The organism is Rasiella rasia, assembly GCF_011044175.1.
GTDB lineage: Bacteria > Bacteroidota > Bacteroidia > Flavobacteriales > Flavobacteriaceae > Marinirhabdus > Marinirhabdus rasia.
The window spans coordinates 1,659,666-1,684,799 of sequence record NZ_CP049057.1; the positions used below are offsets into that span (position 1 = coordinate 1,659,666).

General features: G+C 37.7%; 26 protein-coding genes. 18 read left to right on the plus strand and 8 right to left on the minus strand.

The genetic code is table 11. The features are described from left to right. The first annotated feature begins 84 nt into the window (after window positions 1-84). The 10 genes from G5B37_RS07495 to G5B37_RS07540 all read left to right on the plus strand — a co-directional run bounded on the left by G5B37_RS07495 (window position 85) and on the right by G5B37_RS07540 (window position 7,481). A complete protein-coding gene (locus tag G5B37_RS07495; protein ID WP_164679426.1) occupies window positions 85-588 on the plus strand; it encodes a rhodanese-like domain-containing protein in 504 nt (167 codons plus the stop codon). Window positions 589-651: 63 nt separating this feature from the next. Then, complete coding sequence (locus tag G5B37_RS07500; protein WP_164679427.1) at window positions 652-1,356, plus strand: TIGR04282 family arsenosugar biosynthesis glycosyltransferase; 705 nt, start codon at window positions 652-654, stop codon at window positions 1,354-1,356. Next, a complete protein-coding gene (locus tag G5B37_RS07505; RefSeq protein WP_164679428.1) occupies window positions 1,353-2,165 on the plus strand; it encodes a purine-nucleoside phosphorylase in 813 nt (270 codons plus the stop codon). Before G5B37_RS07500 ends, G5B37_RS07505 begins: the two co-directional genes overlap by 4 nt. A gap of 1 nt (window position 2,166) precedes the next feature. After that, entirely contained in the window at window positions 2,167-2,355 is a 189-nt protein-coding gene (locus G5B37_RS07510) for a hypothetical protein (protein ID WP_164679429.1), read from the plus strand. A gap of 60 nt (window positions 2,356-2,415) precedes the next feature. Beyond that, on the plus strand, window positions 2,416-3,384 hold the full coding sequence (gene arsM / locus G5B37_RS07515) for an arsenosugar biosynthesis arsenite methyltransferase ArsM (protein WP_164679430.1): 969 nt from the start codon (window positions 2,416-2,418) through the stop codon (window positions 3,382-3,384). Between the two features lie 115 nt (window positions 3,385-3,499). Then, window positions 3,500-4,387 (plus strand): sterol desaturase family protein, encoded by an 888-nt coding sequence (locus tag G5B37_RS07520; protein ID WP_164679431.1) that lies wholly within the window; start codon window positions 3,500-3,502, stop codon window positions 4,385-4,387. 22 nt (window positions 4,388-4,409) lie between these two features. After that, complete coding sequence (locus tag G5B37_RS07525) at window positions 4,410-5,303, plus strand: DUF547 domain-containing protein (RefSeq protein WP_164679432.1); 894 nt, start codon at window positions 4,410-4,412, stop codon at window positions 5,301-5,303. Between the two features lie 4 nt (window positions 5,304-5,307). After that, the gene (locus G5B37_RS07530) at window positions 5,308-6,108 is read left to right on the plus strand and encodes a DUF547 domain-containing protein (protein WP_164679433.1); all 801 of its coding nucleotides are present in this window, start codon (window positions 5,308-5,310) and stop codon (window positions 6,106-6,108) included. Window positions 6,109-6,204: 96 nt separating this feature from the next. After that, a complete protein-coding gene (locus tag G5B37_RS07535; protein ID WP_164679434.1) occupies window positions 6,205-6,963 on the plus strand; it encodes a TIGR04283 family arsenosugar biosynthesis glycosyltransferase in 759 nt (252 codons plus the stop codon). Window positions 6,964-7,037: 74 nt separating this feature from the next. Beyond that, window positions 7,038-7,481, plus strand: coding sequence for a hemerythrin domain-containing protein (locus tag G5B37_RS07540; protein ID WP_164679435.1), 444 nt, complete (start codon window positions 7,038-7,040; stop codon window positions 7,479-7,481). A gap of 72 nt (window positions 7,482-7,553) precedes the next feature. On the opposite strand, the gene G5B37_RS07545 is transcribed toward G5B37_RS07540, so the two are convergent. From G5B37_RS07545 to G5B37_RS07560, 4 genes are all read right to left on the minus strand, one after another. Next, a complete protein-coding gene (locus tag G5B37_RS07545) occupies window positions 7,554-8,807 on the minus strand; it encodes a BamA/TamA family outer membrane protein (protein ID WP_164679436.1) in 1,254 nt (417 codons plus the stop codon). Continuing rightward, complete coding sequence (locus G5B37_RS07550; RefSeq protein ID WP_164679437.1) at window positions 8,804-9,808, minus strand: glycoside hydrolase family 113; 1,005 nt, start codon at window positions 9,806-9,808, stop codon at window positions 8,804-8,806. Before G5B37_RS07550 ends, G5B37_RS07545 begins: the two co-directional genes overlap by 4 nt. Before the next feature lie 52 nt (window positions 9,809-9,860). Further along, window positions 9,861-10,739 (minus strand): hypothetical protein, encoded by an 879-nt coding sequence (locus tag G5B37_RS07555; RefSeq protein WP_164679438.1) that lies wholly within the window; start codon window positions 10,737-10,739, stop codon window positions 9,861-9,863. Between the two features lie 86 nt (window positions 10,740-10,825). Further along, a complete protein-coding gene (locus G5B37_RS07560; RefSeq protein ID WP_164679439.1) occupies window positions 10,826-11,539 on the minus strand; it encodes a DUF547 domain-containing protein in 714 nt (237 codons plus the stop codon). A 216-nt stretch (window positions 11,540-11,755) separates the two neighbouring features. Between G5B37_RS07560 and G5B37_RS07565 the strand changes: the two genes are divergently transcribed. The 6 genes from G5B37_RS07565 (at window position 11,756) to G5B37_RS07590 (ending at window position 18,447) form a co-directional block, all read left to right on the plus strand. Further along, entirely contained in the window at window positions 11,756-13,063 is a 1,308-nt protein-coding gene (locus G5B37_RS07565) for an NAD(P)/FAD-dependent oxidoreductase (protein ID WP_164679440.1), read from the plus strand. 4 nt (window positions 13,064-13,067) lie between these two features. After that, window positions 13,068-14,669, plus strand: a complete 1,602-nt coding sequence (locus tag G5B37_RS07570; RefSeq protein ID WP_164679441.1) for a 4Fe-4S binding protein — start codon at window positions 13,068-13,070, stop codon at window positions 14,667-14,669. Window positions 14,670-14,822: 153 nt separating this feature from the next. Then, on the plus strand, window positions 14,823-15,275 hold the full coding sequence (locus G5B37_RS07575) for a toxin-antitoxin system YwqK family antitoxin (RefSeq protein WP_164679442.1): 453 nt from the start codon (window positions 14,823-14,825) through the stop codon (window positions 15,273-15,275). Further along, window positions 15,275-15,970, plus strand: coding sequence for a glycosyltransferase family 2 protein (locus G5B37_RS07580; protein WP_164679443.1), 696 nt, complete (start codon window positions 15,275-15,277; stop codon window positions 15,968-15,970). The genes G5B37_RS07575 and G5B37_RS07580 overlap by 1 nt, the downstream gene beginning before the upstream one ends. Next, window positions 15,967-17,457, plus strand: coding sequence for a cellulose synthase family protein (locus G5B37_RS07585; protein ID WP_164679444.1), 1,491 nt, complete (start codon window positions 15,967-15,969; stop codon window positions 17,455-17,457). The genes G5B37_RS07580 and G5B37_RS07585 overlap by 4 nt, the downstream gene beginning before the upstream one ends. A gap of 51 nt (window positions 17,458-17,508) precedes the next feature. Further along, window positions 17,509-18,447: a lipid A-modifier LpxR family protein gene (locus tag G5B37_RS07590; protein ID WP_164679445.1), complete on the plus strand. Its 939-nt coding sequence runs from the start codon at window positions 17,509-17,511 to the stop codon at window positions 18,445-18,447. Here G5B37_RS07590 and G5B37_RS07595 read toward each other — a convergent pair. Continuing rightward, window positions 18,444-19,688: a M28 family peptidase gene (locus G5B37_RS07595; protein WP_164679446.1), complete on the minus strand. Its 1,245-nt coding sequence runs from the start codon at window positions 19,686-19,688 to the stop codon at window positions 18,444-18,446. The two genes, G5B37_RS07590 and G5B37_RS07595, sit on opposite strands and share 4 nt — an antisense overlap. Window positions 19,689-19,718: 30 nt before the next feature. On the opposite strand from G5B37_RS07595, the gene G5B37_RS07600 reads away from it, so the two are divergent. Beyond that, window positions 19,719-20,861, plus strand: a complete 1,143-nt coding sequence (locus G5B37_RS07600; RefSeq protein ID WP_164679447.1) for a TolB family protein — start codon at window positions 19,719-19,721, stop codon at window positions 20,859-20,861. Window positions 20,862-21,249: 388 nt separating this feature from the next. Continuing rightward, complete coding sequence (locus G5B37_RS07605) at window positions 21,250-22,419, plus strand: mannosyltransferase (protein ID WP_318527372.1); 1,170 nt, start codon at window positions 21,250-21,252, stop codon at window positions 22,417-22,419. Between the two features lie 12 nt (window positions 22,420-22,431). Here G5B37_RS07605 and G5B37_RS07610 read toward each other — a convergent pair whose 3' ends face one another. From G5B37_RS07610 to speB, 3 genes are read right to left on the minus strand one after another with little or no spacing between them, the layout of a single operon-like run. After that, window positions 22,432-23,208 carry an RMD1 family protein gene (locus tag G5B37_RS07610; protein ID WP_164679448.1) on the minus strand — a complete coding sequence of 259 codons (777 nt, stop codon included), beginning with the start codon at window positions 23,206-23,208 and terminating at the stop codon, window positions 22,432-22,434. 20 nt (window positions 23,209-23,228) lie between these two features. After that, window positions 23,229-24,203 carry a deoxyhypusine synthase family protein gene (locus tag G5B37_RS07615; protein ID WP_164679449.1) on the minus strand — a complete coding sequence of 325 codons (975 nt, stop codon included), beginning with the start codon at window positions 24,201-24,203 and terminating at the stop codon, window positions 23,229-23,231. Continuing rightward, the gene (gene speB / locus G5B37_RS07620; RefSeq protein ID WP_164679450.1) at window positions 24,193-25,128 is read right to left on the minus strand and encodes an agmatinase; all 936 of its coding nucleotides are present in this window, start codon (window positions 25,126-25,128) and stop codon (window positions 24,193-24,195) included. The genes G5B37_RS07615 and speB overlap by 11 nt, the downstream gene beginning before the upstream one ends. Between the last annotated feature and the right edge of the window lie 6 nt (window positions 25,129-25,134).

Sequence of the window (25,134 nt, forward strand, 5' to 3'; positions counted from 1 at the left end):
ACATTCAAGTTAATGAGCAACAAAAGTGGCTTGCTAGAGTTTGGCATCCAATTTTAAGTTAGTTAATTTTGAAATTATAAAACATTGAAAAACTTTCTATATATACTGGCATTATTGCTGTCTTTTCACGGATTTTCACAAAAGTCCTTAGACGAACTGATAGCACAATACAACACCCGAAGTGTTCCGTATATTTCGGTAGAAGGATTGCGAGCATTACAGCTAAATTCTGATATTGTGGTGCTAGATACACGAGAACATCTAGAATACAATGTTAGTAAGATTAAAGATGCCAAGTTCGTGGGATTTAACAACTTTTCAATCACTAAAGTTTCCGAAGAAATTAAAGACAAAAACACACCTATTGTAGTGTATTGCTCCCTTGGTATACGAAGTGAAGAAATTGGTGAGAAGCTTGCCAAAGCAGGTTTTACCAACATTAAAAACCTGTACGGAGGTATTTTTGAATGGAAAAATAAAGGATATCCCACATTAAACCCCCAAGAAAAAGAAACAGACAGCATACATACATTCTCAAAAGCATGGAGTAAGTGGCTTAAGAAAGGGATTCCAGTCTATAAGTGGTGAGTGGTGAGTGGTGAGTGGTGAGTGGTGAGTAAAATTGAAACTTTGAATAATTGAAGTAAAAAAATGGGCATTTTAGGTTCAAAACATACAGACAATAAAGAAAACGGAAAAGAAGTTTTTCACTTTCCTACCTCTAAAAACGCGCTTATTATTTTTACTCGTAACCCTGAGCTGGGTAAGTGTAAAACACGATTAGCAGCAACCGTAGGAGATGAAATTGCTTTAGAAATTTACACCTTCTTACTTCGCCATACAGCAAAAATTTCTGCAGGAGTTCAAGCAGATAAGTTTGTATATTATTCTGAACAATTACACGAAAACGATGTATGGGACACCACTAAATTTCGAAAAAAAGTGCAACATGGCGACGATCTAGGCGCGAGAATGGAGCAAGCCTTTAACGAAATATTTTCGCTTGGGTATCAACGTGCTATTATTATTGGCAGCGATATGTACGACATGAACACCAACGATTTAGACAACGCTTTTGAAACGCTAGAAAAAAACAAGTTTGTTCTGGGCCCTGCCGAAGACGGCGGCTACTATTTACTTGGCATGAAAGAAGTAAAGCCAGAAGTTTTTAAAAATAAAACGTGGGGTACAGATACCGTTTTGCAAGCAACCATAAACAATCTTAAAGACGAAAGTCTTATACTTTTACAAGAAAAAAACGACGTAGATTATTATGAAGACATTAAAGATGTAGATGCGTTTCATCAATTTCTACCAGTACATCTAACAGTAAAAACAAGTAACAAAACAACATGAAAAAATACATTAAAGAAGCAGTCGCGTTTTTGAAGCAACGCGGATTTAAAACACCAGAAGTTGGAATTATACTTGGTACCGGTCTCGGAAAAATTATAGAAAATGTAAACGTTGAAGCCGAAATGAGCTACAACCACATTCCTAATTTCCCAACAGCTACCGTAGAGTTTCACACAGGCAAACTTATTTATGGCGAACTTGGCGGTAAAAAAGTAATCTTAATGCAAGGTCGTTTTCATGTGTATGAAGGATATTCACTAAGAGATGTAACATTTCCAGTGCGTGTTATGGAAGCCTTGGGTATTAAAAAACTCTTGGTTAGCAATGCATCTGGCGCAATCAACCTTAACTTTAAGAAGGGAGAAATAATGCTAATAGACGATCACATTAACCTGCAAGGAGGTTCTCCATTAGCCTTTAAAGGTGTAGAAAAATTAGGGGAGCGTTTTGTAGACATGAGTGCTCCATACGATGCTGAAATGAATAAGAAAATTGAAGCAATTGCCAAAACCAATAACATTGCACTTCATAAGGGTGTGTATGCTAGTGTAGTTGGTCCACAATTAGAAACTAGAGCAGAATACCGATACCTGAAAATTATTGGTGCAGACGCTGTAGGGATGAGCACCGTACCAGAAATTATCGTTGCAAATCATTTAGGCCTACCTGTAATCGCGTTGTCGGTTCTAACAGACGAGTGCGACCCAGACAATCTAAAACCAGTAGACATACCAGATATTATCGCCCAAGCTGGAAAGGCAGAACCACAAATGATTACGCTCTTTACCGAGTTGATAAAACAAATATAACATGGATAAAATTTTCTCTTTCGCTTTACTAGCACTAGCAGGATACAAAGTGATCAGCTCATTTATCAATCAGCTTGAGGCAGGTACATTTTTTGGCCAGGAAATAAATATATGGCTATATAGAGCCATATGGCTAGTGGTTGCAATTTTAGCAGCAAGCAATTTATTGCGTAAAATGAAGAAGAACTAAAAATCCAAACAAGTACAATTTCACCAAACTTTAGGTCATCCTACAAAACAAAAAGAAGCTATGAGTTATTTAGATACTACCCACGACGTTTATAAAGAAGCAGCCCTTACACCAGATGTAGGGCTGTGCTGTACAACCAATCCTATTTGGGAATTACCAGGGTTAAAGATTCCTAAAATTATGCAGGAAATGAATTATGGCTGCGGTAGCACGGTTCATGCCAGAGATCTTTCTAATAATCCTAAAATGCTTTATGTAGGTGTTGGAGGTGGTATGGAATTACTTCAATTTGCCTATTTTAATCGCCAAAAAGGCGGTGTTGTGGGGGTAGATGTCGTAGACGAAATGTTAGAAGCTTCGCGCAAAAACTTTGTAGAAGCAGAAGCCATGAATCCGTGGTTTAAAAGTGATTTTGTAGATCTAAAAAAGGGAGACGCGCTTAACCTTCCTGTAGATGACAACACCATTGACGTGGCTGCACAAAACTGCCTATTCAACATCTTTAAAGCAGACGATTTAAAACGTGCCATCGAAGAAATGTATCGCGTTTTAAAGCCACACGGGCGTTTGGTAATGAGTGACCCTACTTGCGAGCAACCAATGAACGAAACATTACGTAACGATGATCGCCTACGTGCGCTGTGTCTTAGCGGTAGTTTGCCTATTGCTCAATATGTAAAAGCGCTCACCGATGTTGGTTTTGGAACCATTGAAATTAGAGCTAGAAAGCCCTACCGAATCCTAGATCCTAAAAACTACCCTACAGAAGAACTTATCTATATAGAAAGTATTGAAGTAGCTGCCATAAAAGACCCGATGCCCGAAGACGGCCCATGTGTTTTTACAGGAAAAGCAGCTATTTATTACGGAGACCAAGACTATTTTGATGATAAGAAAGGGCACATATTATTAAAAAATCAACCATTGGCAATTTGTGATAAAACAGCAGCTGCCTTACAATCTTTAGGCAGAGACGATATCTATTTTAGTGAATCTACCTACCATTACGACGGTGGCGGATGTTGCTAATTTTGTAAACATTACATCCAAAACCCTGTAGATTTGAGCCTACGTACACCACTCGAAGCGCCTAAAATTCTTTGTAATTTTAAAGCTTCACATCCGACGAAGGAAGAGATTATTTATGGACAAGTACCTACAACTATTTAAAGATTCTTATCAAGGATATTTCAACTACCTACTAGATGAAATAACGCGCTTTCATTGGGAAAACTATTTTTACGGACTTATCCTTGTGTCACTTTTGGTTTGGGGCTTAGAGCTTTTGTTTCCTTGGCGGAAAAATCAAGATGTGTTTAGAAAAGATTTCTGGCTAGATACTTTTTATATGTTTTTCAACTTCTTCTTGTTAAACTTAATTGTACTCATCTTTCTCTCGAATACTGCCGAAGCACTTTTTAATGATTTGCTTAGCATTTTTAATTTGAAAGTTTCAGCCTTCCAAATTGTAGATTTAAATGCACTTCCGTACGGATTAGGGTTACTTGTCTTTTTTCTCATATCAGATTTTGTACAATGGAACACCCACAGGCTTTTGCATCGTGTACCCTTCTTGTGGAACTTTCATAAGGTACACCATTCTGTAAAGCAAATGGGCTTTGCCGCCCACCTTAGGTATCACTGGATGGAGCCTATAGTCTACAAATCTATTTTATATATCCCGCTGGCAATTATTGGCGGATTTACAGTGAGTGATGTTGCGATTGTTCACTTTTTTGCTCTAACAGTTGGGCATTTAAATCACGCCAACCTAGGTTGGGACTATGGCATATTTAAATATATTTTCAACAATCCGAAGATGCATATCTGGCACCACGCTAAAGTTTTGCCAAAACACACCAAATACGGTGTTAATTATGGTATCTCTCTCAGTCTTTGGGATTATCTTTTCAAAACCAATCATGTACCTCACAACGGTCGCGATATTGAATTAGGGTTTGAGAACGATGAAGCATTTCCAAAAGATTTTGTATCTCAAGAATTGTACCCCCTAAAATTTAGAAAAGACTAGTCTTGCTTCTAATACCAACTTAATGAAACACTACCTTCTTATATTGCTATTTGCCATGTTTGTTTATTCCTGCGGGACGTCAAAAGAAGTGGCTAACAAAACAAACACTACGGAAGTGCCAACCACCACTACACCCCAAATTACCGTTGGCACTGGAGTTAAAGTGGCAACCACAAAGCCAGTTTCAGAAATGCAAACAAAACCCCCTATGGCGGCAACAGATAGTGTTGTTGAGATAAACAAGCAGGCTTTTACACCTCCAACACCCGTAGAACAATTTGATCATACTGTTTGGAACGAGCTACTAACCCAATATGTTACTCCAGACGGAAAAGTAAACTATGACGGTTTCAGAAGAAATAGTACCACACTTCGCGCTTATATTAAGGCATTGGGAGAAAATATGCCCAACGAGCGCTGGACAAAAAATGACAAACTCGCCTATTGGATGAATGCTTACAATGCTATGACAGTAGATTTAATTGTAAGAAACCTTCCGTTAGCAAGCATTAAAGACATAGACAAACCATGGGATCAACGCCTGTGGAAGTTAGGTGAGAAATGGTACAACCTAGATGAAATTGAACATAAAATTCTACGAAAGATGGACGAGCCACGAATTCATTTTGGGATAAACTGCGCATCATTTTCTTGTCCGCCCTTATTAAATGCAGCCTTTACTTCAAAAACTGTTAACTTTCAACTAGAGCAGCTCACTGCAACATTTATAAACGATACAAAACGAAATACCATCACTTCAGATGAAATTAAAATTTCAAAAATATTTAATTGGTTTGCTAAAGACTTTAAACAAAACGGAAGTCTTATAGATTTTTTAAACACGTATGCCTCAACAACTATAAACAACAATGCCCGTGTGCGTTATCTGGATTATAATTGGTCTCTAAACAACTAACATCATGAAAATAGCCTTAAAAATAGTAGCAATCACCATTTTTGCTGCAACCGTATACAGTTGCACCCTTTTGTCTGCTGCAGGCGTTTCTAGCCAAGGACAGCCCACCAAGCAGGTGGAAGGTACATTAACCTCTACCACAGCAAATAGTGCCGTAAACATAGACCACAGCGCCTGGACAACTTTACTCAAAAAACATGTAGACCAGAAAGGGATGGTAGACTATAAGGGTTTTCAGCAAGACGAGATAAAGCTAGATGCGTATTTAGATATGCTGGCTTCAAAAGATCCTGATACCGATTGGAGCGTACAAGAATTACTTGCCTTCTACATTAATTTGTACAATGCTCAAACAGTTAAGCTCATTGTAGAAAATTACCCAACAAAAAGCATCAAAGACTTGGACGGGCCCTGGACGAAAGGGCGCGCACGTGTGGGAAACAGAAATTTATCGTTGGGTGGTTTGGAAAATGGAATTCTTCGGAAAATGAACGAACCTCGCATTCACTTCGCTATAAATTGCGCTTCTATTTCGTGTCCTAAATTATTAGATGAAGCGTATACAGCAAGCAAGATAAATGAACAGCTAGAACAAGTTACTAAGGAGTTTATAAATGGTGACAAAAATGATATTTCAGCAAATGAAGCCGAACTTTCTTCAATATTCAAGTTTTATCCAGACGATTGGAAGGTAGATGGAAAAGTAAATATTACTGGCTATATAAACCAGTACAGCACTACAAAATTAAACCCGAAAGCCAATCTAACGTATAAGAACTACAATTGGGGACTCAACGAACAATAGTTAACTCCCTAGGCGCGACCTACCTACCGTTTTATAAATAGTGTAGAACAGAAATTATAACAACCATACGCATAAAATTTGCGTATGTTTATACCTATGATAAGCATAATAATTCCTGTATTAAATGAATCCAAGACCATCGTTTCGGTTTTGAACCATCTTACAAATTGTGCTTTAGAAAAAAATATTGAAGCTATTACTATCGTAGACGGTGGTAGTAGCGACAATACAAGAGAATTGGTAAGACAGTTTGCACGTTCCTCGCCTTTTACAATTCAATTAATTACTTCAGAAAAAGGACGCGCCAAGCAAATGAATGCAGGTGCAAAAATAGCTGAAGGAAGCATTCTTTACTTTCTTCATGCCGATAGTTTTCCGCCTAAAAATTTTGACACGCTTATTATTTCCGAAGTAGAAAAAGGAAACCCAGCCGGGTGCTTTAAAATGAAATTTAACAGCAACCATTGGTGGCTTAGGCTAGCAAGTTGGTTTACTCAATTTTCGTGGCGTATTTGCAGGGGTGGAGATCAAAGTCAGTTTATTACAAAATCACTCTTCGATGAAATAGGAGGGTATGACGAAACCTTTGTTATTTATGAAGACAACATCTTAATTAACGAACTCTACGACCGTAATAAATTTGTTGTAATTCAGTCTTGGCTAGACACCTCAGCACGGCTTTACACAGAAAAAGGCGTATGGTATGTTCAATATCACTTCTTAGTAATTTACCTCAAAAAATGGCTAGGTGCAGATGCAGATGCATTGTATAATTATTATGTAAAACATCTCAAAAAAACCAGCAAACCGCAAACCCAAATAGCAACTACCCCAGAAGTTATTTCTGAAAAATAAATTTTTTAAGATTTCTTAAACATCCTTTCATTGTAATGCTTGGTATCTTAGGGTTTCAACCAAAAACAAAAGCTATGAACATTTTTGAGGCCATTAGAGCAGACCACGACATTCAACGAAATTTACTAGACAAAGCTCTTGCTACAACTGGAGAAAGCAGTGAGCGAAAAAAGATATGGAAAACACTTAAGGTTGAACTTAAGGGTCATGAAACAGCAGAAGAACGTAATTTTTACAAACAACTAATGGATAGTGACATGATGGTAGAACATACACGCCACGGCATTGCTGAACACCATGAAATTGACGAACTAATTGAGAAAGTTGAGGAAGCAGAAATGGATAGCTCTGCTTGGTTGGCACATCTAAAAAGTCTAGACCATCAAGTACGACATCATCTCGAGGATGAGGAGAAAACATTCTTCCAGCTCGCTGGTAAAGTTTTTAATGAGACGCAGAAAAAAGATCTGGCAAAAGCCTATACAAAGGAAATGGAAGCGCAACGTAAAGAACAGTAACCTTCTTTACAGTTGGATTAATTTCCGCCAGCAATTGTATCTGCGCTAATGACTTGATTCAATTAGATGTCATTAAAAATATTGTCCAATTCCAATTACAAATCCGTTGGTCGGATTTTGGGTAATTCCAAATCCGTAATCTACTCGAAAGACCGTGTTAAAAATGCGCTTATGAATAAAACGAAGTCCGGCGCCAGGATAGATTCGTAAGTTTTGGCTATCGCTGAAATCACCAAAATCACCTCCTGGATTTCTCCAAGAGCCTCCGTCTACAAAAATAGTTCCTTGCAATACAAACCAATTTTTCTCAAAAAGAGTTTGGCGATACTCTGTATTTAGCACAATAGCCGCCGTACCTCGGTCTATCGTATTTCCAACCCCACGTATGTTTAGGTTGTTATCTACAGCAAATGGCGCAAATGGGCTATCGTTATTCGTAGCCACGCCTAGCCTAAGTCGGTTCGCCCAATTTCCTTTCTCTCCAATTCTTTTGTAATAAATAAAGTCATTAAAACCAATCAAAAACTCAGGAAGCATTTCACTTTGGGTTGTCACATACTGAAAGTTAAGCGTGCTTTTAAATCCGTCAACATAATAATAATCCCGCTTTACATCATTATATTCATAAATTAATTTATAAAGCAATTTATTCACTTTCAAAAATCGCGGAACCTCTGTATTTGTGGCACCTGATTTAAAATTATACGTTTCAGTAAAATAATTTATACCCGCCTCTATCCGATTTTTAAAGTTAAACTCGTGAAGCCCCAAAACTTCATAAGAGGTATTATTATATTTATATTGAGCCGTTCCTGAATCGAGAAATACAGGTTCTTCGGTTGTTAGGTTTTGATAGTTTAAAGCAATTCCTGTAGCCTTGCTAAAAAGGTAAGGTGCTTTAAAATTTACCCCAAAACTGCTATAAATATCTTTCTGATAAAAACCCCCAATACTAATATTCTGACCTAGTCCATTAAATTCATACAACCCAAGCCTATACGCAAATTCATCGTTGTTGGTAGTATACACATTTACCGAAGGAATTATCGTAAAGTTTTCTTCTACACCATAAATAACTTTAAAGGTGCCATCATCTTTAGGGGTTACTTGGTAGTACGCATGCGCAATTCCTGGCAGGCGTTTTAAACGCGTTATATCTGCTTCGAGAATCAGACTATCTACAGGGGTGTTTTCACTAACCTTTGTGATTTTGCGTACAAAGTTAGAGCGGGTTTTAGTATTCCCCTGCACTACTATTTCTGAAATATCCTGTGCAATACATGTGGTGCTAAAACAAAGAAAAAATAGGCAGGCAATTACTCTCACTGGGTAGTTTTAAAATGTTCTTGTATGACTGTTTGTACTGGTTTATTTTGGGGAGTAAACATTGGATTGTCATGTCCCCCTACATTATCGTGCTCGATAAACCATTTCCATATAAAACCACCTGCAAACCATGGTTCATGATATACTTCGGCAAAAAGTGCTTTCATTAAATTATTTTGCGCATCCAAATTTACCTCCTTCATTTGTCTACTACTTTGCCAAGGTTCTTTACCTGAAAAATCGACACTTCTATACCCGTATTCTGTAAATAAAATAGGTTTCTTATTTGCTTCGGAAACTTCCTTCATTTCGGCTTTCCAAGGTTGCCATCCTATTTGGGCATTTGCTACCGAAGGTGTCTTTTCTTCTGAAATTGGAAAATAGGCATCTACTCCTATATAATCTAATTGCGCCCAAAAAGGAACTCGTTTGTATTCGTCCCAATTTGCGGCATATGTTAGCTTACCTTTATAAATCGTCCTAACTTCCGAAATCAGCTTAGTCCAAAACTCTGGTCTATTCACAATAAATTGTTCCAATTCGGTACCTATACAAAATAGCGCTACTTCTGTTTCGGCTGCTAAGCCCGCATAAAGCATAATGAATTCTCTATACGATGCTTCAAAATTTTGCCATTCTTCTTCGGTATTCATCTTCAAATACCCCGTAAACTCTCCTCTAGAAATCCAAATTTGAGGCTTTAGCATTACATTAATCCCATTACTTTCTAACATCTCAATGTATTGCTTTACTCCCTCTCGCCGCTCACCATACCATTGACGATCCGAATTAAACATAAGCTCTGGATCCTCTATATCTCTTATAAATCCGAAAGGCATTACAGCCGCGTAATTTGCATGAACTTCTTTCACCGCAGCCACCTGCGCTTGTGTTGTTGGCTCACCTGCCGCTACATAGCTAATACCATTAATTTTTTGGCTTTTACTACTGCACGACTGCAGTAAACAAACAAGCATTGCTACTTTTAAGAGATGTTTCATGGTTTGTAAAATTTTGCGATTCAAGGTACGCAAAAAACCCACCTTTTGCCTATTAAAATACGGCTCTAAGACCCAAATTAAAGGTTTCTCCCAACCCCGTATTATTCCCTCTTACAAAATTGGTATATAATGTTTCTAGGTTCAATGTTTTTGTAAGCTGGTATTTAGCACCACCTCCAACAGCAGTAAAATCTTGTTCAAAATTATTGCCTAAATCGATACGCTGACTATGCTGTACAAGGGCCAATACCGTAAATTTAGACGATGGAAAGTAACTAAAAAATAGCCCCGGGGTAAGATTTAGACTGTTATTAGCAAAGCTATCATCGGCATCTCCAAAATTAAGTTCTGAATTTAGTTCAGTAAAAAGCTGAAACGTATCTCCTGGAAAAGTATAGTCGTAGAAAAACCTATTTTGCCAAGTAAATCCCTTTTGGTCTAAGAATACACCATCTTCAACTTCATTGTCAACCAAAGGAATAAAGAAAGATGACTGTACCGAAAAATTTGTAATACTTTCAAACGGTACAAACTTCACTGCTGGAGCAATAGATGTGAATCCGCTACGCGCTGTTCCAGTTTCCCCATCAAAACTAAAAACATCTAATGCATCGCGGTCTGCAATTACATTACTCTTAAACTCTAAAATCAATCCTAAGTTAACTCGTTTGCTATCGCTAATTCCAGTAAACCCTTCTAAAGTAGCGGTGAAAAATGTTTGCCGAGGTTCATCACCTTCAGAGAAGGTACTTTCAGTTTGTGTATAAAGATTATTAAACCATTTAAGATCAAATTGTCCTTTGGCAATCAGTTTAGACGGTGTTAGATTTTGAATAACCGATCCAGAGGTTGTAGTTTCTTCTTGGGCATGTATCGTGGAGAAAGCCATTGAAAAAATTGCTGTAATTACTAGACTCTTACTTATTTTCATGTTTTTTAGTTTATCTGTGCTTCTCCCATCAGTTCAACTTTGGGCTTGGCTGAACTGACATTGGGGGAAGTCTTAAACAGAGGTATTTATATAGAATTTAATCGCCAATCGTAAGCGTAGTATGTTACTTTAGCATTTGCCGGCACAGGTTCTTTTCTAAATTTATTTAGAAAATCAATTTCACTTCCTTCTTTTGTAAAATCTTCTTTGTACCATTTAAAAATTTCAGAAAAAGCTACTTTCTTATTACTAACTCGCACAAATTCTGAGTTGTTCAATGCCTTCACTGTTTGTTGTTGTAGTAAATATTCTAAATTGCTAGGGGTATATGCCATTGGTATAATTGGAGGACACCCAAGTGCACCACAAACTAGCACAAAATGAAAACGCGGTTCATTAAAATTTGCACGGAGTTTTTTATTTTCAATATCGTTTAGTGTAATTTTTGAACTCCCCAGCTCGTAGGTAGTTGTGTCGAAAAATCCTTTTTTATCTAGAGGCGACTTCAACGGATAATTATCTACAATTCCTTTAATTACTGAAAGATTATAGGCATTAATCCAAAAGGCTTGATATGCTTTAGCCTCAGATTTGGGTACCGAAATAGATTTTGCTAGCGCCAACACTGCGTCTAATTGTTTTGTGTTAGCATGAATTGATTTGTAATCTACTTTTCCACCAGAAACATAGCCTTGAAAAAAAGCATCGGCCTCATCAAAAAATGTATTTAAATCCTGTGAAAGCGCTTCGGTAGTTGAGAAGCTTCCTATTGTGAACAGCACAATGAATAATTTTTTCATATTCCAAATTTTACTGTGCAATAAGTCAATCGATAACGTGAGAGCTTACATTTTTAAATAAAAAAAATTCGACATACCGTCTTAGCCCCTGTATCTTCTCAAAAAAACTGTATCTTCAAGAATTCTATTTGTAGCTTCTTGTAATGTTTCGGTAGTAATAAACGACACAAGTAGCAACCCATCCAAAAAAGTCACCCGACTTATCGGGCATATACTATGGAACACGTTGTTATTATTGGAAATGGAATTGCTGGCGTTACTGCGGCAAGGCACATAAGAAAACTCTCCAGTAAAAAAATCACTATTATTTCTGCAGAAACAGATCATTTCTTTTCTCGTACAGCGCTCATGTACATTTATATGGGACATATGAAATATGAACATACCAAACCCTATGAAGACTACTTCTGGAAAAAAAATAACATTGAGCTTAAACGCGGCTATGTAAATCAAATTTTAACCGATGCTAAGGAAGTAGTGTGTGCAGATGGCGACCGTTTTGCATACGATCATCTAATTATTGCTACAGGCAGCACCCCAAATAAGTTTGGTTGGCCTGGACAAGATTTAGAAGGTGTGCAAGGGCTTTATTCTTTTCAAGACCTAGAGCGTTTAGAAAAAAATGCGCCAAACAAGGACATCTGTAAACGTGCTGTGATTGTGGGTGGCGGACTTATAGGCATTGAACTTGCTGAAATGTTACGTACTCGAGATATACCGGTTACATTTTTAGTACGTGAAAACAGCTTCTGGAACGGTGTGTTACCTAAAGGGGAAAGCGCCATGTTAAACAAACATATTAAAGACCACCATATTGATTTACGACTAGGGACCAACCTTAAAGAAATACGAGCAGGAAATGATGGGCGCGTACAGTCTGTTATCATTGAAGAAACGGGAGAGGAAATTAGCTGTGATGTGGTAGGGCTTACCGCAGGAGTATCTCCAAATATTGCATTTCTAAAAGGCACTGCTATCGAGACTGGACGAGGTGTAAAAGTGAACCGTCTACTGCAAACAAATTGTAAAGACGTATATGCCATTGGCGATTGCGCAGAGCAGCATGAGGCAATTGGCAACAGACGACCAATAGAAGCTGTTTGGTACACAGGCAGAATGATGGGCGAAACCGTAGCTCAAACTATCTGCGGAAATGCTACCGAATACAAACCTGGGCATTGGTTTAACTCTGCAAAGTTCTTAGACATAGAATATCAAACCTACGGATGGGTATTTAGTGAACGCCACAAAAAAGAGTACGAAGCTCAATTTCATTGGAAACATGAAGATGACACAAAATGTATTACAGTTGCCTATCATAAAGACACCCAACAATTTCTTGGAATTAACACCTTTGGCATAAGAATGAAACATGAGGTTTTTGATCAATGGCTCACAGAGAAACAAAACGTAAATTATGTTATGGCGCATTTAAAAGAGGCCAATTTCGACCCAGAGTTTTACAGTCGTTTTGAAAAAGATATACAAGCCAGCTATAAACACCACCAACCCGTAAACGCATAATATTATGAGCACCGTACAAAAAGACATGTCTTTAACTGGGCAACCTCCAAAAGCACTTAATGCAACACAAAAAATTGCAACGGTGATTGGATTGGGCGGATTGGCAATCTTACTACTTGCAACATTCAATATAAATTTTCCGAATAAAGGATTGTGGCTAGCAGTTTCGCTAAGCGCCCTCACCATTGGAATTGTACTATTCGCGAAAGGTGCATATGCCAACAAGTTAGAAGGCATTCGCAACGATGGAGTTTGGTTTAAATCTATGACAAGTCGCGGATTTTGGGCTTGGGTAGCAGGGATCGCACTCACCGGATTTTATATTATTCTATACTTTTTTCCGCAGTATCTCGGACTTGTTAGTGAGGGCAGTAATAAGGGACTTATTGCCCTATTCGACCCTTTGAGCTTAATGCTAAGTGGAAATCCGGCCAGCCAATGGTTTGTCTACGGTACACTGTATACAGTTGCCATAGTTGCTTTTGGCGTTAAATTTATCTGGAAGTACAGACACAATCAGTATGAAAAGCTACGTACTATTAGCGTGATGTTCTTTCAGACTGCCTTTGCTTTTATCATTCCGGAATTAATGGCGCGCCTAAATACAGACGACTTTTCACTACCCTACACAGATCTTAAAAACATGTGGCCCCTAAATTATTATGCTTTTGATGGCTGGCGTGTAGACGAGTACATTAATGCACAGACAATTGGGTTGGCATTTTTACTTTTTGCTATACTTTCAATATTTGTAATATCACCATTCCTCACGTATAAGTATGGGAAGCGTTGGTATTGCTCTTGGGTTTGTGGTTGTGGCGGACTTGCAGAAACTGCTGGAGATTCGTTTCGTCATCTTTCAGACAAAAGTATGACCGCTTGGAAGGTAGAACGATGGGTGATACATAGTGTATTGGTCTTCTCTGTAGTAATGACAACAGCGGTAGTAAGCACTTATTTAGGATATGACCCTAACAAGTACTGGCTTACAAAAGATATGTTCTTGATAGGTGTTGCCGTTTTTCTGGGAGTTCTTTTTGCAGTGATCTGGTATTTTAAACGACAAGAGCTAAAAAAAGATGCACGCTACGGAGCTATTGGATATTTGGTTATTGTACTTGCTTTAATTGGCATACACTACTTTACTGGTACAGAAAACAACAAGATTTTTATTTTTGAAGCCGATACACTTCGCTCTAGCTATGGTTTTCTAATAGGTTCTATATTCTCAGGTGTTATAGGTACAGGGTTCTATCCTATCTTCGGAAATCGCGTCTGGTGCAGAATGGGATGCCCTATGGCAGGAATTTTAGGTATTCAACAACGTTTATTCTCAAAATTTAGAATTACAACAAACGGCGGACAATGTATTTCTTGCGGAAATTGCTCTACCTATTGTGAGATGGGTATAGACGTACGTTCGTACGCTCAAAAGGGTGAAAATATTGTGCGTGCAAGTTGCGTAGGTTGTGGTATATGCTCTGCAGTTTGCCCTAGAGGAGTTTTAAAATTAGAGAACGGCCCTTTAGAAGGCAGAATTAACGGAAACGATGTGCTTCTTGGTAATGATGTAGATTTAATGGCATTGGTAAATGCTAAAAAATAAGTCTTACGTAGTATTGTTACAATTTTAGAAGGCAGATTACATTGAAAATCTTATGTTTTTGTGGTTCTTGAGTTAGGTAGTCGCAACAGGTTCGTCTAATAGTTCATGGTACTTAAAAAATCGCTGCTGCTTTTTTATTTCGGAATACTATGTATGAGCTATTCTTTGGCTGCTACTAGTTTGACTGATAAAAATTATCAAAAAAAGTATTACGAAAATGGCGTGCTTCAAGCTGAAGGCTGGCATACGGGGAATGCTAAAACAGATTATTGGTATTTCTACCATGCCAACGGAACTATTGCCAAGAAAGGAAGTTTCCGAAGTAATAGAAAAAATGGCTATTGGTATTATTATTCTGAAGATGGAGAATTGCTAAAAGAGGGACATTATAGAGATGGGATTACCGAAGGTTGGTGGATTTTTTACGATATTGCAACCCAAACCGAAAAGCGAATTCAACACAAAAACAATCAGAAAAATGGATACGCTTTAATCTATAAGAACAACCGATTGAAAAGAGCCGAAAAATATAAAAACGATTCTAAAATAGGAGAATGGACATCGGTATTTTCCTTTAAACGCGATAACCCAGACGTTTCCCTATAATGCAACCATTGGTTACCGTAATAATACCTGCCTACAATGAAGAAGCCTCTATTGGCTTGGTGATAAACGACATCCCAACCCTAGTACATGAGGTTGTAGTAGTAAGCAATAATTCTACCGACAAAACAGAAGAAGTAGCAAAAAGTGCAGGTGCCACGGTACTTAAGGAAGCAAATAGAGGCTATGGATATGCTTGCTTAAAAGGAATGGAATACGTTAGCAAGCAGGCCACAAAACCAGATATTATTGTGTTTCTGGATGGTGATTTTAGCGATTATCCAGAACAACTAACCGAATTAATTGCGCCAATTGTTGAGCAAAATATTGACTTTGTGATTGGAGCACGTGTAAAAAAGTTACGAGAAGATGGGTCGATGACATTTCCACAGCGTTTCGGAAATTGGCTCGCAACTTCATTAATGGGTTTATTTTTTGGAGCAAAATTCACCGATTTAGGTCCGTTTAGAGCTATAAAACACAACAAGTTACTGGCACTAAAAATGGAGGATAAAACGTATGGTTGGACAGTAGAAATGCAATTAAAAGTGCTAAAAAAGAAGTACACCTATACCGAAATACCTATGAAATACAGAAACAGGATAGGTGTTTCTAAGGTGTCTGGAACGGTAAAAGGTGCTATATTTGCAGGCATTAAAATACTAAGCTGGATATTTAAATATACCTTTAAGAAATGATACTTGAAACCATCGTTATGGTTGTTTATACTGCCGCACTACTCTTAATTTTGATGTATGCGTTGGCTCAGCTGAATCTGCTCTTTAATTATCTCCGCAGCAAAAAGAAGCGCACAAAATGCGCTATGTTCGATCTTACCAATCCGGAAGAAATTCCTTTGGTCACAATACAACTTCCTGTATATAACGAGTTGTACGTAATGGAAAGGCTGCTCAAAAATATTGCTGAAATTGAATACCCTAAAAACAAGTTAGAAATACAGGTTTTAGACGACAGTACCGACGAATCGCTTGCGACAACGGCAGCTCACATATCACAACTTAAAGCAACAGGATTAGACATAACTCACGTAACGCGTAAAGACAGAAAAGGGTTTAAAGCTGGTGCGTTAAAAGAAGGGCTCACAACAGCAAAAGGTGAGTACATTGCAATTTTTGATGCCGATTTTCTTCCGAAGAAAAATTGGTTGTTACGCACCATTCCGTACTTTAAAGATAGAAACATAGGGGTTGTACAAACTAGATGGGGGCATATAAATAGAGAATACTCCCTGTTAACAAGAGTGCAGGCATTTGCTTTGGACGCCCATTTTACATTAGAACAGGTAGGCAGAAATAGCGAGGGACATTTTATAAATTTTAATGGAACCGCAGGTATTTGGCGTAAACAGTGCATTTTAGATGCTGGTAATTGGGAAGGAGATACACTCACCGAAGATTTAGATCTAAGCTATCGCGCCCAGCTTAAAAATTGGAAATTTAAATATTTAGAAGAGGTAGAAACGCCTGCCGAGCTTCCTGTGGTACTTAGTGCTGCTAGATCACAACAATTTAGATGGAATAAAGGCGGGGCAGAAAACTTTAGAAAAATGTTAGGTCGGGTTTGGCGTAGTAAGAATATTTCGTTTAAAACGAAAATTCATGGCACACTTCACCTACTTAATAGCACCATGTTTCTAAGCATTTTGGTTGTAGCCATTCTAAGTATCCCTATGTTGTATATTAAAAATGAATATGCACATTTGAAATATTACTTTATTGTGATGAGCTTCTTTGTGGTGAGCACCCTCATTTTCTTTATTTGCTATTGGTTTATGTACAAAAAAATTAATGGCGGTGGCTTCCTTAGCTTTTTAGAATATATAGGCATGTTTTTTATTTTCTTCTCTATCGCCATGGGCTTTTCTGTACATAATTCTATTGCCGTTTTGGAAGGACATTTAGGTAAAAAAAGTGATTTTATTCGGACTCCAAAATTCAACATCAGCAGTTTAAAAGACAGCTGGAAAGGCAATAAGTACATTCGCAATAAAATTTCTCCCAACATCCTTATAGAAGGAGCCCTAATGCTTTATTTTGCCTTTGGAATGTACTCTGCCTTTGTTGTAGGGGATCAAGGTGGTGATTTCGGGCTATTCCCTTTTCATTTAATGCTTTTTATTGGATTTGGGTTTGTATTTTTTAAAAGCCTTATTAGTAAGGCGTAGTAAAAAAATTCTGTTATTTTAGAAGCCTAATTAGAATTGCTTACTAACCACATGCTTTTAAAATTCTTGGCGCACTATTTTTATTGCCTTTGCTTCCTTTTACTTTCTGCTAGTATTTTGGCACAAAGCGATGGTAGTGCTTACTTTGCCGAGGAGCAAGTAGAATTGATGCATGACAACGACTTTCTTCATTTCACAGATCGTTGGTACACAACGGGAAGCTTTATTAGTTACCGAAAACTAATGAACGACTTAGACAAAGATCACAACAACAAAAGGCAATTTACAATTCAGTTAGAACAGTCTTTTTACACCCCTTCTAACATACTTTCTAATCGTATAGAAGACTATGATCGTCCGTATGCCGGATTTCTTGGCCTTAACAATTCTCTTACGCTTACCAATGAAAATCGTATGCTGGATTTCACCTTTACCATAGGAGTTACCGGGGAAATTTCAGGTTCTGAAGGTTTACAAAGCTGGTTTCACAGCACAAACGAATCGCAAACAGCACAATGGAATGGTCAGATTGAGAATAGTACGCACGCTAATTTATATGGGAGTTATTTACGCGAATGGCGCCTTATTGATGCAGAAATAGATGTATTGCTAGCCACCAAACCTAAAGTGGCATTAGGTACCAAAGATTACTTTTTAGAGAATCAGCTTACGTTGTTTTTAGGAAACAGGAACGATATAGAAAGTACTATGGCGTATAGACAAATTGGAACAATTGAAAACGAACTTTTTTTTGCACTCACAGGCTCTTATAGATATGTAATACACGACGCTATGCTGCAAGGCTCTATTATCGCAGACAACAGCGAATTTGTATTAGAACCTGTAGACTCACTAATTTTTTACGGTGCCGAAGCCTATTGGCGTACACGAAGAATGGATTTTAAAGTAGCGTATATGTTTTCTACAAAACGAGCCGAAAGTACGGGCACACATGGTTTTAGCACCCTGTCTATTTCACGAAATTTTTAAAATGTAACTTCAACCTCTTGTTGTGCGCCATCTCGCTCTATTAAAACTTGAGTAGATTGTCCCTCTTCGAACGTTGCAAGCGCTTTCATATAACTCATCATGTCTGTTACTTCAAATTCACCTAACTTAATAACAACATCTCCTTTCATAAGTCCTGCTTTTTGCGCTGGCTTATCTTCACTAACGCCGTCTATACGCATTCCTTTACCAGTAAATAAATAATCTGGCACAACACCTAACCCTACCTTAAACCTTGGAACCTCTTCACTTTCATTTTTTGTTTTTCTGAAGGTTAACTTCCCAGCATCATCTAAGTCGGTAATAATAGCAAGAATATAATCTGAAATTTTTTGCATTCCAGGGTAGTTAAGCTTTTCTGCATCGTCGCCTGGCTTGTGATAATCTTCATGCTGCCCTGTAAAAAAATGCAACACTGGAATATCTGCTAAATAAAAACTAGTATGGTCGCTTGGGCCGATTCCGCTATTGTGTTCGGCAATGTTTAATTCGAAATCGTTGTTTGCAAAAAGAGTTTGTTTAAAAATAGGCGATGTTCCAACACCGTGCACTGCTATGGTATTTTCTTCATTTAGCCTACCTACCATATCCATATTAATCATATACGTAACCGTATCTATTGGCAGGGTACTATTCTTAACAAAATAATTGCTTCCTAACAAACCCATCTCTTCGCCAGAGAAAGCTATAAAAAGATAATTGTTATTCTTTGTGTCTAACAACTTCTCATCCACTAATGTTTCGGCTAAATCTAAAAGTACGGCTACACCACTGGCGTTGTCATCTGCTCCGTTGTGCACTGCCGCTTTCTCTTCTCGATACAAAGAGCCTTCTCCGCCCATACCTAAATGATCGTAGTGTGCTCCTATTACCACAGTAGTTTTAGCCTTGTTATCGATATACCCAATAACATTGGTGCCTGTTAGGGTACTATCTGATTTTAGGCCTGTGAATTCTGCCTGCTCGTGCGGATTGGCACTTGGGCGAAACGTAAATGTTTGCGTAAAATTATTTTGATATCCCTTTGGACTTAAACCAATTTCTTTAAATCGATTTTCAATATAGGCAGCTGCCTGTAGTTCTCCTTCGGTTCCTGTCTGCCTCCCGTTAAAAGTGTCGTCTGCCAACGCATACACATCATCTTTCATGCTGGTCTGCTTTTTTACTTCTTTTTCACAAGAAATGATAATCAAAGCCACACTTAGTATCCAAATTAAACGCATATTCTTATTTTTGCACAAAAATACAGCAAAATGAAAAATATTATACTGATTTCTCTACTTTCCTTGTTCGTTTCTTGTAAGCAGAACACCACAGAATCTACAACAAAAGATGTTGAAGATACGAAAGTTGAAAATGAGGAGGTTTCAGAAAAAATTGTAATGGAGTGGGATAATGATAGTTTAATCTACCCAGAAGAAAAACACTTTAAAAATATAAGACAAGTAACCTTTGGTGGTGATAATGCGGAAGCATATTGGAGTTTCGACGATAGTAAGTTGGTGTTTCAATCTAATAATGAAGACTGGAACGTTGGCTGTGACCAAATGTTCAAAATGTATGCTTCGGAAACTTTTAGCGGAAACAAAATACCGCCAATGATTTCTACAGGGAAAGGACGTACTACTTGCGCGTACTTTTTACCCGATAATAAACATTACGTATATGGATCTACACACTTGGTAGACGAAGCTTGCCCAGAAGTACCTCTTCGAAAAAATGGAAAATATGTATGGCCTGTGTATGACAGCTTCGATATTTTTATTTCAGATCTTGAAGGAAACATTACAAAACAGTTAACCAACGAGCCAGGATATGATGCCGAAGCAACGGTCTCTCCAACAGGCGACAAAATTGTTTTCACCTCTATGCGAAGTGGCGATTTAGAGCTCTACACCATGAATTTAGACGGGTCTGATGTAAAGCAAATTACAGACGAACTTGGCTATGATGGAGGTGCTTTTTTCTCTCCAGATGGTACTAAATTAATTTTTAGAGCGTCACGCCCTAAAACAGAAGAAGCCATTAAAGAATATAAAGATTTACTGGCTCAAGGACTCGTACAACCAACAGAAATGGAACTTTTTATTTGTAACGCAGATGGGAGCGATTTAAAACAAATCACCAACTTAGGCAATGCTAACTGGAGTCCGTTTTTTCATCCTAGTGGCGATAAAATTTTATTTAGTAGCAATTTTGAAGCAGAACGCGGATTTCCATTTAATCTCTACCTAATCGATCTTGACGGGAAGAATTTAGAACGTGTAACACACAGCCAAACATTTGATGCATTCCCTGTATTTTCAAATAGTGGTAAATACCTGGCGTTTTCGTCTAACCGAAACAATGGCGGTGGTCGTGATACCAATTTATTTATTGCCGAGTGGCAAGATTAAATAATCTTAGATTCTAGATAAAATTCTAGAACGCTGAAAGTTAAGCTCCGTTAGTTCTATTAATTTTTACGACTTAAGAAACAAATTGTATCTGGCCGCCCTACTTCGAATACAATTTTTAACTTGCCCTCGTAATTAATTAGCACTTATAGTGGCTCTAACATTTAGTTCTTATAAAAAATTAGCGTTTCCAGTACTTGGATCGCTGATTCTCTATTTGCTTTTTGCTTACCACCTAGAGCGTAGTGAATTTTTAAAACTGCTGTTGCTTTACGCAGGTCTATTTTTTTGTGCGTGGAAAATCATTGAACATTCAAAGTATAATTTTTGGGTTTTAGCGGGGCTTGGTGTTGGTTTAAGACTACTTTTTCTCCCAGTCATCCCAAATTTGTCTCAAGATTTTTATAGGTTTTTGTGGGATGGACGATTATTAATTCAGGGGGTAAATCCGTATTTAGTTACGTCCGAACTATTTTTCACAGATCTTCCCGCTGCACTAGAAGTAACCTCTGGAAAGCAAGTTGCACAAGCTACCCAATTATACAAAGGTATGGGTAGTCTTAATGCGAGTCACTACAGTAATTATCCTCCAATTAATCAGTTGTGTTTTGCCATCGCTGGTCTTTTATCGGGTAAAAGTATTGTAGGTTCGGTAGTGGTGTTAAGGGTTCTCATTATTCTTGCCGATTTGGGGATATTATACTTCGGAAAGCGTCTCCTAGTGGCTTTTAACTTACCTGTAAAGAACATCTTCTGGTATTTTCTCAATCCGTTTATCATAATTGAACTCACTGGCAATCTACATTTTGAAGGAGTAATGCTGTTTTTTGTGGCGGCATCACTAGTTGCCTTGCACAAAGGCAAATGGTTTTGGGCAGCAATCTTATTAGGGATTTCGGTTTCGGTTAAATTACTACCATTGCTGTTGTTACCGCTGTTTTTTAAATGGTTTAGCACAAAACACAATACCTTTTGGGGCAGCTCTTCAACGGCATTAAGAATTCTAAAATTGCTATCATTTTATACAGTCACGTTGGCCACAGTTGTTATAACATTTGCTCCTTTTTTATCAGCAGATTTTATTTCAAATTTTTCTGCTACTATAGGGCTATGGTTTCAAAATTTCGAATTCAACGCTAGTATTTACTACATCATTAGATGGATTGGCTTTCAAGTTGTAGGCTGGAATATTATAGGTACTGTAGGTAAGGTGCTACCACTTGTAGTTATTACAATAGTTTTATGTCTTACCTTTTTCCGAAGAAATACAACTACGCAGCAACTTATAACAGCGATGCTCTTTGCTGTTTCTGCATATTTTTTACTTTCTACCACTGTGCATCCATGGTACATAGCAACCCCTTTAGTGCTTTCGGTATTTACACGTTATAAGTTTCCTATAGTTTGGAGTTTTGTGGTTGTACTAAGTTATTCGGCCTATGGTCCAGAAGGTTTTCAGGAGAATTTATGGCTTGTTGCACTAGAGTACTTGTTGGTAGTTGGAATTGCCTTATATGAAATTTTAGCTAAAAAAACCTCTCAAGTGGTTTATACTTAAGAGGTTTCATGGTTAAAATACTTTTGTAACAAACAAGTCAATAATCTCTACAAAGATGAGAATGATAATAATCCATTCTAGTGTACTGCTCTCTTTATGATTCCAGATATCTTTAAAAAGCTCGAGGTTCTCTTTTATAATAGTGATTCGGTCTTGAATGTTTCGATAGCGATTTTTTAAATCGAATGTTCGTTTCAGCTCATTGTCTAGTTTAGCAAGTTGTTCATCCTGCCAAACTACTTCGGGTGAATCGAATATATATAGATTTTCATAAATCGCATTCTTAATATTCAGTGTTCTACCAATAAACTTTTTCAGCTTTGTACTAGAGATACGCAAACGTCCCCTTGTTTCTAAAGATTTGGTATGTATACTAGCTTCTTCTAACAGTTGTTCGGTAATTTCTGAATAACGATCTAACGCCACAGATTGCGAAGTATGCAACATTACGAGTCTAATCATTTCTTCATCTATCTCTGGCAGTGTCACGCTATTAAAACCTACCTCAAGCGTTTTCTCTTTCAGCACTACATTTATATCTTCAGAAAGATGTTCGGGCATACTACCCTTTCCGTAGGGCTTTAAAACAGCTTCTATTTGTGTAATGCTACTTTTAGCTACATTAAAATAGCCAACAATACCAAACTGAAAAATATATAAATATTTGGTATCGCTTAACTTGTAAAATAGCTCATCGCTATCGCCATAAACCAATGTACCCTTAAAGTTAGCGCGCACTTGTTTAATATTGATGTGCTGCGCAATTTGGTGTGATTGTACTTTGTACATGTCGTGTGTTATAAAAACGCTTACATGCCTAACAAGTAGGCAAAAATTAAGGGTGCTACAATAGTTGCATCGCTTTCAATGATAAATTTAGGCGTGTTTATATCTAACTTTCCCCATGTTATTTTTTCATTGGGGACGGCGCCAGAGTAACTTCCGTAGCTTGTTGTAGAGTCTGAAATCTGACAAAAATAGCTCCAAAAAGGTATGTCGGTGCGCTCCATATCCTGATATAGCATAGGTACTACACAAATTGGAAAATCTCCTGCAATACCTCCTCCAATCTGAAAGAAACCAATCCCTTTGTCTGAATTTTCCGTATACCAATCTGCTAAAAACGTCATATATTCAATACCACTTTTCATGGTAGACGCTTTCAACTCACCTTTTAACACATAGCTTGCAAAAATATTACCCATGGTACTGTCTTCCCAACCTGGGCAAACAATAGGGAGGTTCTTTTCTGCTGCTGCATACATCCAACTATTTTTTATGTCTATTTCGTAATACTCTTCTAGAACACCACTTAACAATAGTTTGTACATGTATTCATGAGGTAAATAACGTTCTCCTGCTGCTTCACTGTCTTTCCATATTTTTACAATATGTTCTTGTATTCTTCGGAAAGCTTCTTCCTCAGGAATACAGGTGTCTGTTACACGATTCAATCCTTTTTCCAACAAATCCCACTCATCTTGTGGTGTTAGATCACGATAATTAGGCACTCTTTTGTAATGACTATGCGCTACCAAGTTCATTATATCTTCTTCGAGATTAGCCCCTGTACAAGAAATTATATGCACTTTATCCTGCCGAATCATTGCAGCAAATATTTTACCTAGTTCTGCAGTACTCATAGCCCCGGCCAACGAAACCAGCATTTTAGCACCATTGTTTAATTGATCTTCATATCCCTTTGCTGCATCTACTAAAGCCGCGGCGTTAAAATGGAGGTAGTATTTCTGTATAAAATCTGAAATTGGACTTTTAGTATTCATCTTCTGCGTCTTTAAATTTTGAAACTGAATTTTGTTTGTCATTAAAATTACTTTCGAAGGCTTCGTCTTCATCTTCTCCCGCAAACTTGTAGCTTAACATTTTGTAGTACAATTTGGCAGCAAGAAAGTCTGAAGATTTATCTTCTTCTCGTGGGCAGAGCTCTACAATATCGAACCCCACTACATTCTTCACTTCAAAAACCTGTTTTAGAAAATCAAGAGTCTCGTACCATAACAATCCGCCTGGCTCTGGAGTACCAGTAGAAGGCATAATTGAAGGATCAAGCGCGTCTAAGTCGAAAGTGATAAAAACATTTTCTCCTAGTGCCTCAATCACATTATCTATCCAATACTCATCGTTAGCCATGTCGTGCGCAAACCATGTTTTTTCAGTATCTAAAACAGTGGTTTCTGCCACGTCCATGCTTCTTATACCAACTTGTATTAGGTTTGTGGTCTGACTGGCTTCAAATACCGCACAAGCGTGATTACAGCTTGAACCTTCATATTCTGAACGTAAATCGGCATGCGCATCTATATGCAACACGGTAAGGTTATCGAAACACTCATTAAAGGCGCGAATGGTTCCAATAGAAATACTGTGTTCTCCGCCAAAAAGGGTTACAAACTTATTTTTTAGAATATACTCTTTGGTTTTTGCATGTACTGCACTTACTACGGCTTCTGGAGACGACTTTTCAGCAATCGCATCGGCTAGATAAATTCCTTGTTTGTACACTTCGGTTTGTGTCTCAATATCGTATAACTCCATATTCTCTGAAGCGTGTAAAAAAGCTTCTGGCCCTTTGTCTGCACCTTTCTGAAAGGTACTAGTGCCGTCGTAAGGAACAGGAATGAGTACAATTTTTGAAGTTTCTAGTGCCGCATATTCTTTAGAAATGCCAGCATATGTTTTTGTGTTCATTTTTAT

What these genes read in the sequence shown, in the direction of transcription:
- G5B37_RS07510 (WP_164679429.1), top strand. Translation starts at nt 2,167, where the DNA reads ATGGATAAAATTTTCTCTTTCGCTTTACTAGCACTAGCAGGATACAAA.
- G5B37_RS07615 (WP_164679449.1), bottom strand. Translation starts at nt 24,203, where the DNA reads ATGAATACTAAAAGTCCAATTTCAGATTTTATACAGAAATACTACCTC.
- G5B37_RS07530 (WP_164679433.1), top strand. Translation starts at nt 5,308, where the DNA reads ATGAAAATAGCCTTAAAAATAGTAGCAATCACCATTTTTGCTGCAACC.
- G5B37_RS07540 (WP_164679435.1), top strand. Translation starts at nt 7,038, where the DNA reads ATGAACATTTTTGAGGCCATTAGAGCAGACCACGACATTCAACGAAAT.
- G5B37_RS07570 (WP_164679441.1), top strand. Translation starts at nt 13,068, where the DNA reads ATGAGCACCGTACAAAAAGACATGTCTTTAACTGGGCAACCTCCAAAA.
- G5B37_RS07610 (WP_164679448.1), bottom strand. Translation starts at nt 23,208, where the DNA reads ATGTACAAAGTACAATCACACCAAATTGCGCAGCACATCAATATTAAA.
- G5B37_RS07555 (WP_164679438.1), bottom strand. Translation starts at nt 10,739, where the DNA reads ATGAAAATAAGTAAGAGTCTAGTAATTACAGCAATTTTTTCAATGGCT.
- G5B37_RS07505 (WP_164679428.1), top strand. Translation starts at nt 1,353, where the DNA reads ATGAAAAAATACATTAAAGAAGCAGTCGCGTTTTTGAAGCAACGCGGA.
- G5B37_RS07590 (WP_164679445.1), top strand. Translation starts at nt 17,509, where the DNA reads ATGCTTTTAAAATTCTTGGCGCACTATTTTTATTGCCTTTGCTTCCTT.
- G5B37_RS07550 (WP_164679437.1), bottom strand. Translation starts at nt 9,808, where the DNA reads ATGAAACATCTCTTAAAAGTAGCAATGCTTGTTTGTTTACTGCAGTCG.
- G5B37_RS07500 (WP_164679427.1), top strand. Translation starts at nt 652, where the DNA reads ATGGGCATTTTAGGTTCAAAACATACAGACAATAAAGAAAACGGAAAA.
- G5B37_RS07525 (WP_164679432.1), top strand. Translation starts at nt 4,410, where the DNA reads ATGAAACACTACCTTCTTATATTGCTATTTGCCATGTTTGTTTATTCC.
- G5B37_RS07520 (WP_164679431.1), top strand. Translation starts at nt 3,500, where the DNA reads ATGGACAAGTACCTACAACTATTTAAAGATTCTTATCAAGGATATTTC.
- arsM (WP_164679430.1), top strand. Translation starts at nt 2,416, where the DNA reads ATGAGTTATTTAGATACTACCCACGACGTTTATAAAGAAGCAGCCCTT.
- G5B37_RS07580 (WP_164679443.1), top strand. Translation starts at nt 15,275, where the DNA reads ATGCAACCATTGGTTACCGTAATAATACCTGCCTACAATGAAGAAGCC.
- G5B37_RS07560 (WP_164679439.1), bottom strand. Translation starts at nt 11,539, where the DNA reads ATGAAAAAATTATTCATTGTGCTGTTCACAATAGGAAGCTTCTCAACT.
- G5B37_RS07535 (WP_164679434.1), top strand. Translation starts at nt 6,205, where the DNA reads ATGATAAGCATAATAATTCCTGTATTAAATGAATCCAAGACCATCGTT.
- G5B37_RS07575 (WP_164679442.1), top strand. Translation starts at nt 14,823, where the DNA reads ATGAGCTATTCTTTGGCTGCTACTAGTTTGACTGATAAAAATTATCAA.
- speB (WP_164679450.1), bottom strand. Translation starts at nt 25,128, where the DNA reads ATGAACACAAAAACATATGCTGGCATTTCTAAAGAATATGCGGCACTA.
- G5B37_RS07595 (WP_164679446.1), bottom strand. Translation starts at nt 19,688, where the DNA reads ATGCGTTTAATTTGGATACTAAGTGTGGCTTTGATTATCATTTCTTGT.
- G5B37_RS07585 (WP_164679444.1), top strand. Translation starts at nt 15,967, where the DNA reads ATGATACTTGAAACCATCGTTATGGTTGTTTATACTGCCGCACTACTC.
- G5B37_RS07600 (WP_164679447.1), top strand. Translation starts at nt 19,719, where the DNA reads ATGAAAAATATTATACTGATTTCTCTACTTTCCTTGTTCGTTTCTTGT.
- G5B37_RS07565 (WP_164679440.1), top strand. Translation starts at nt 11,756, where the DNA reads ATGGAACACGTTGTTATTATTGGAAATGGAATTGCTGGCGTTACTGCG.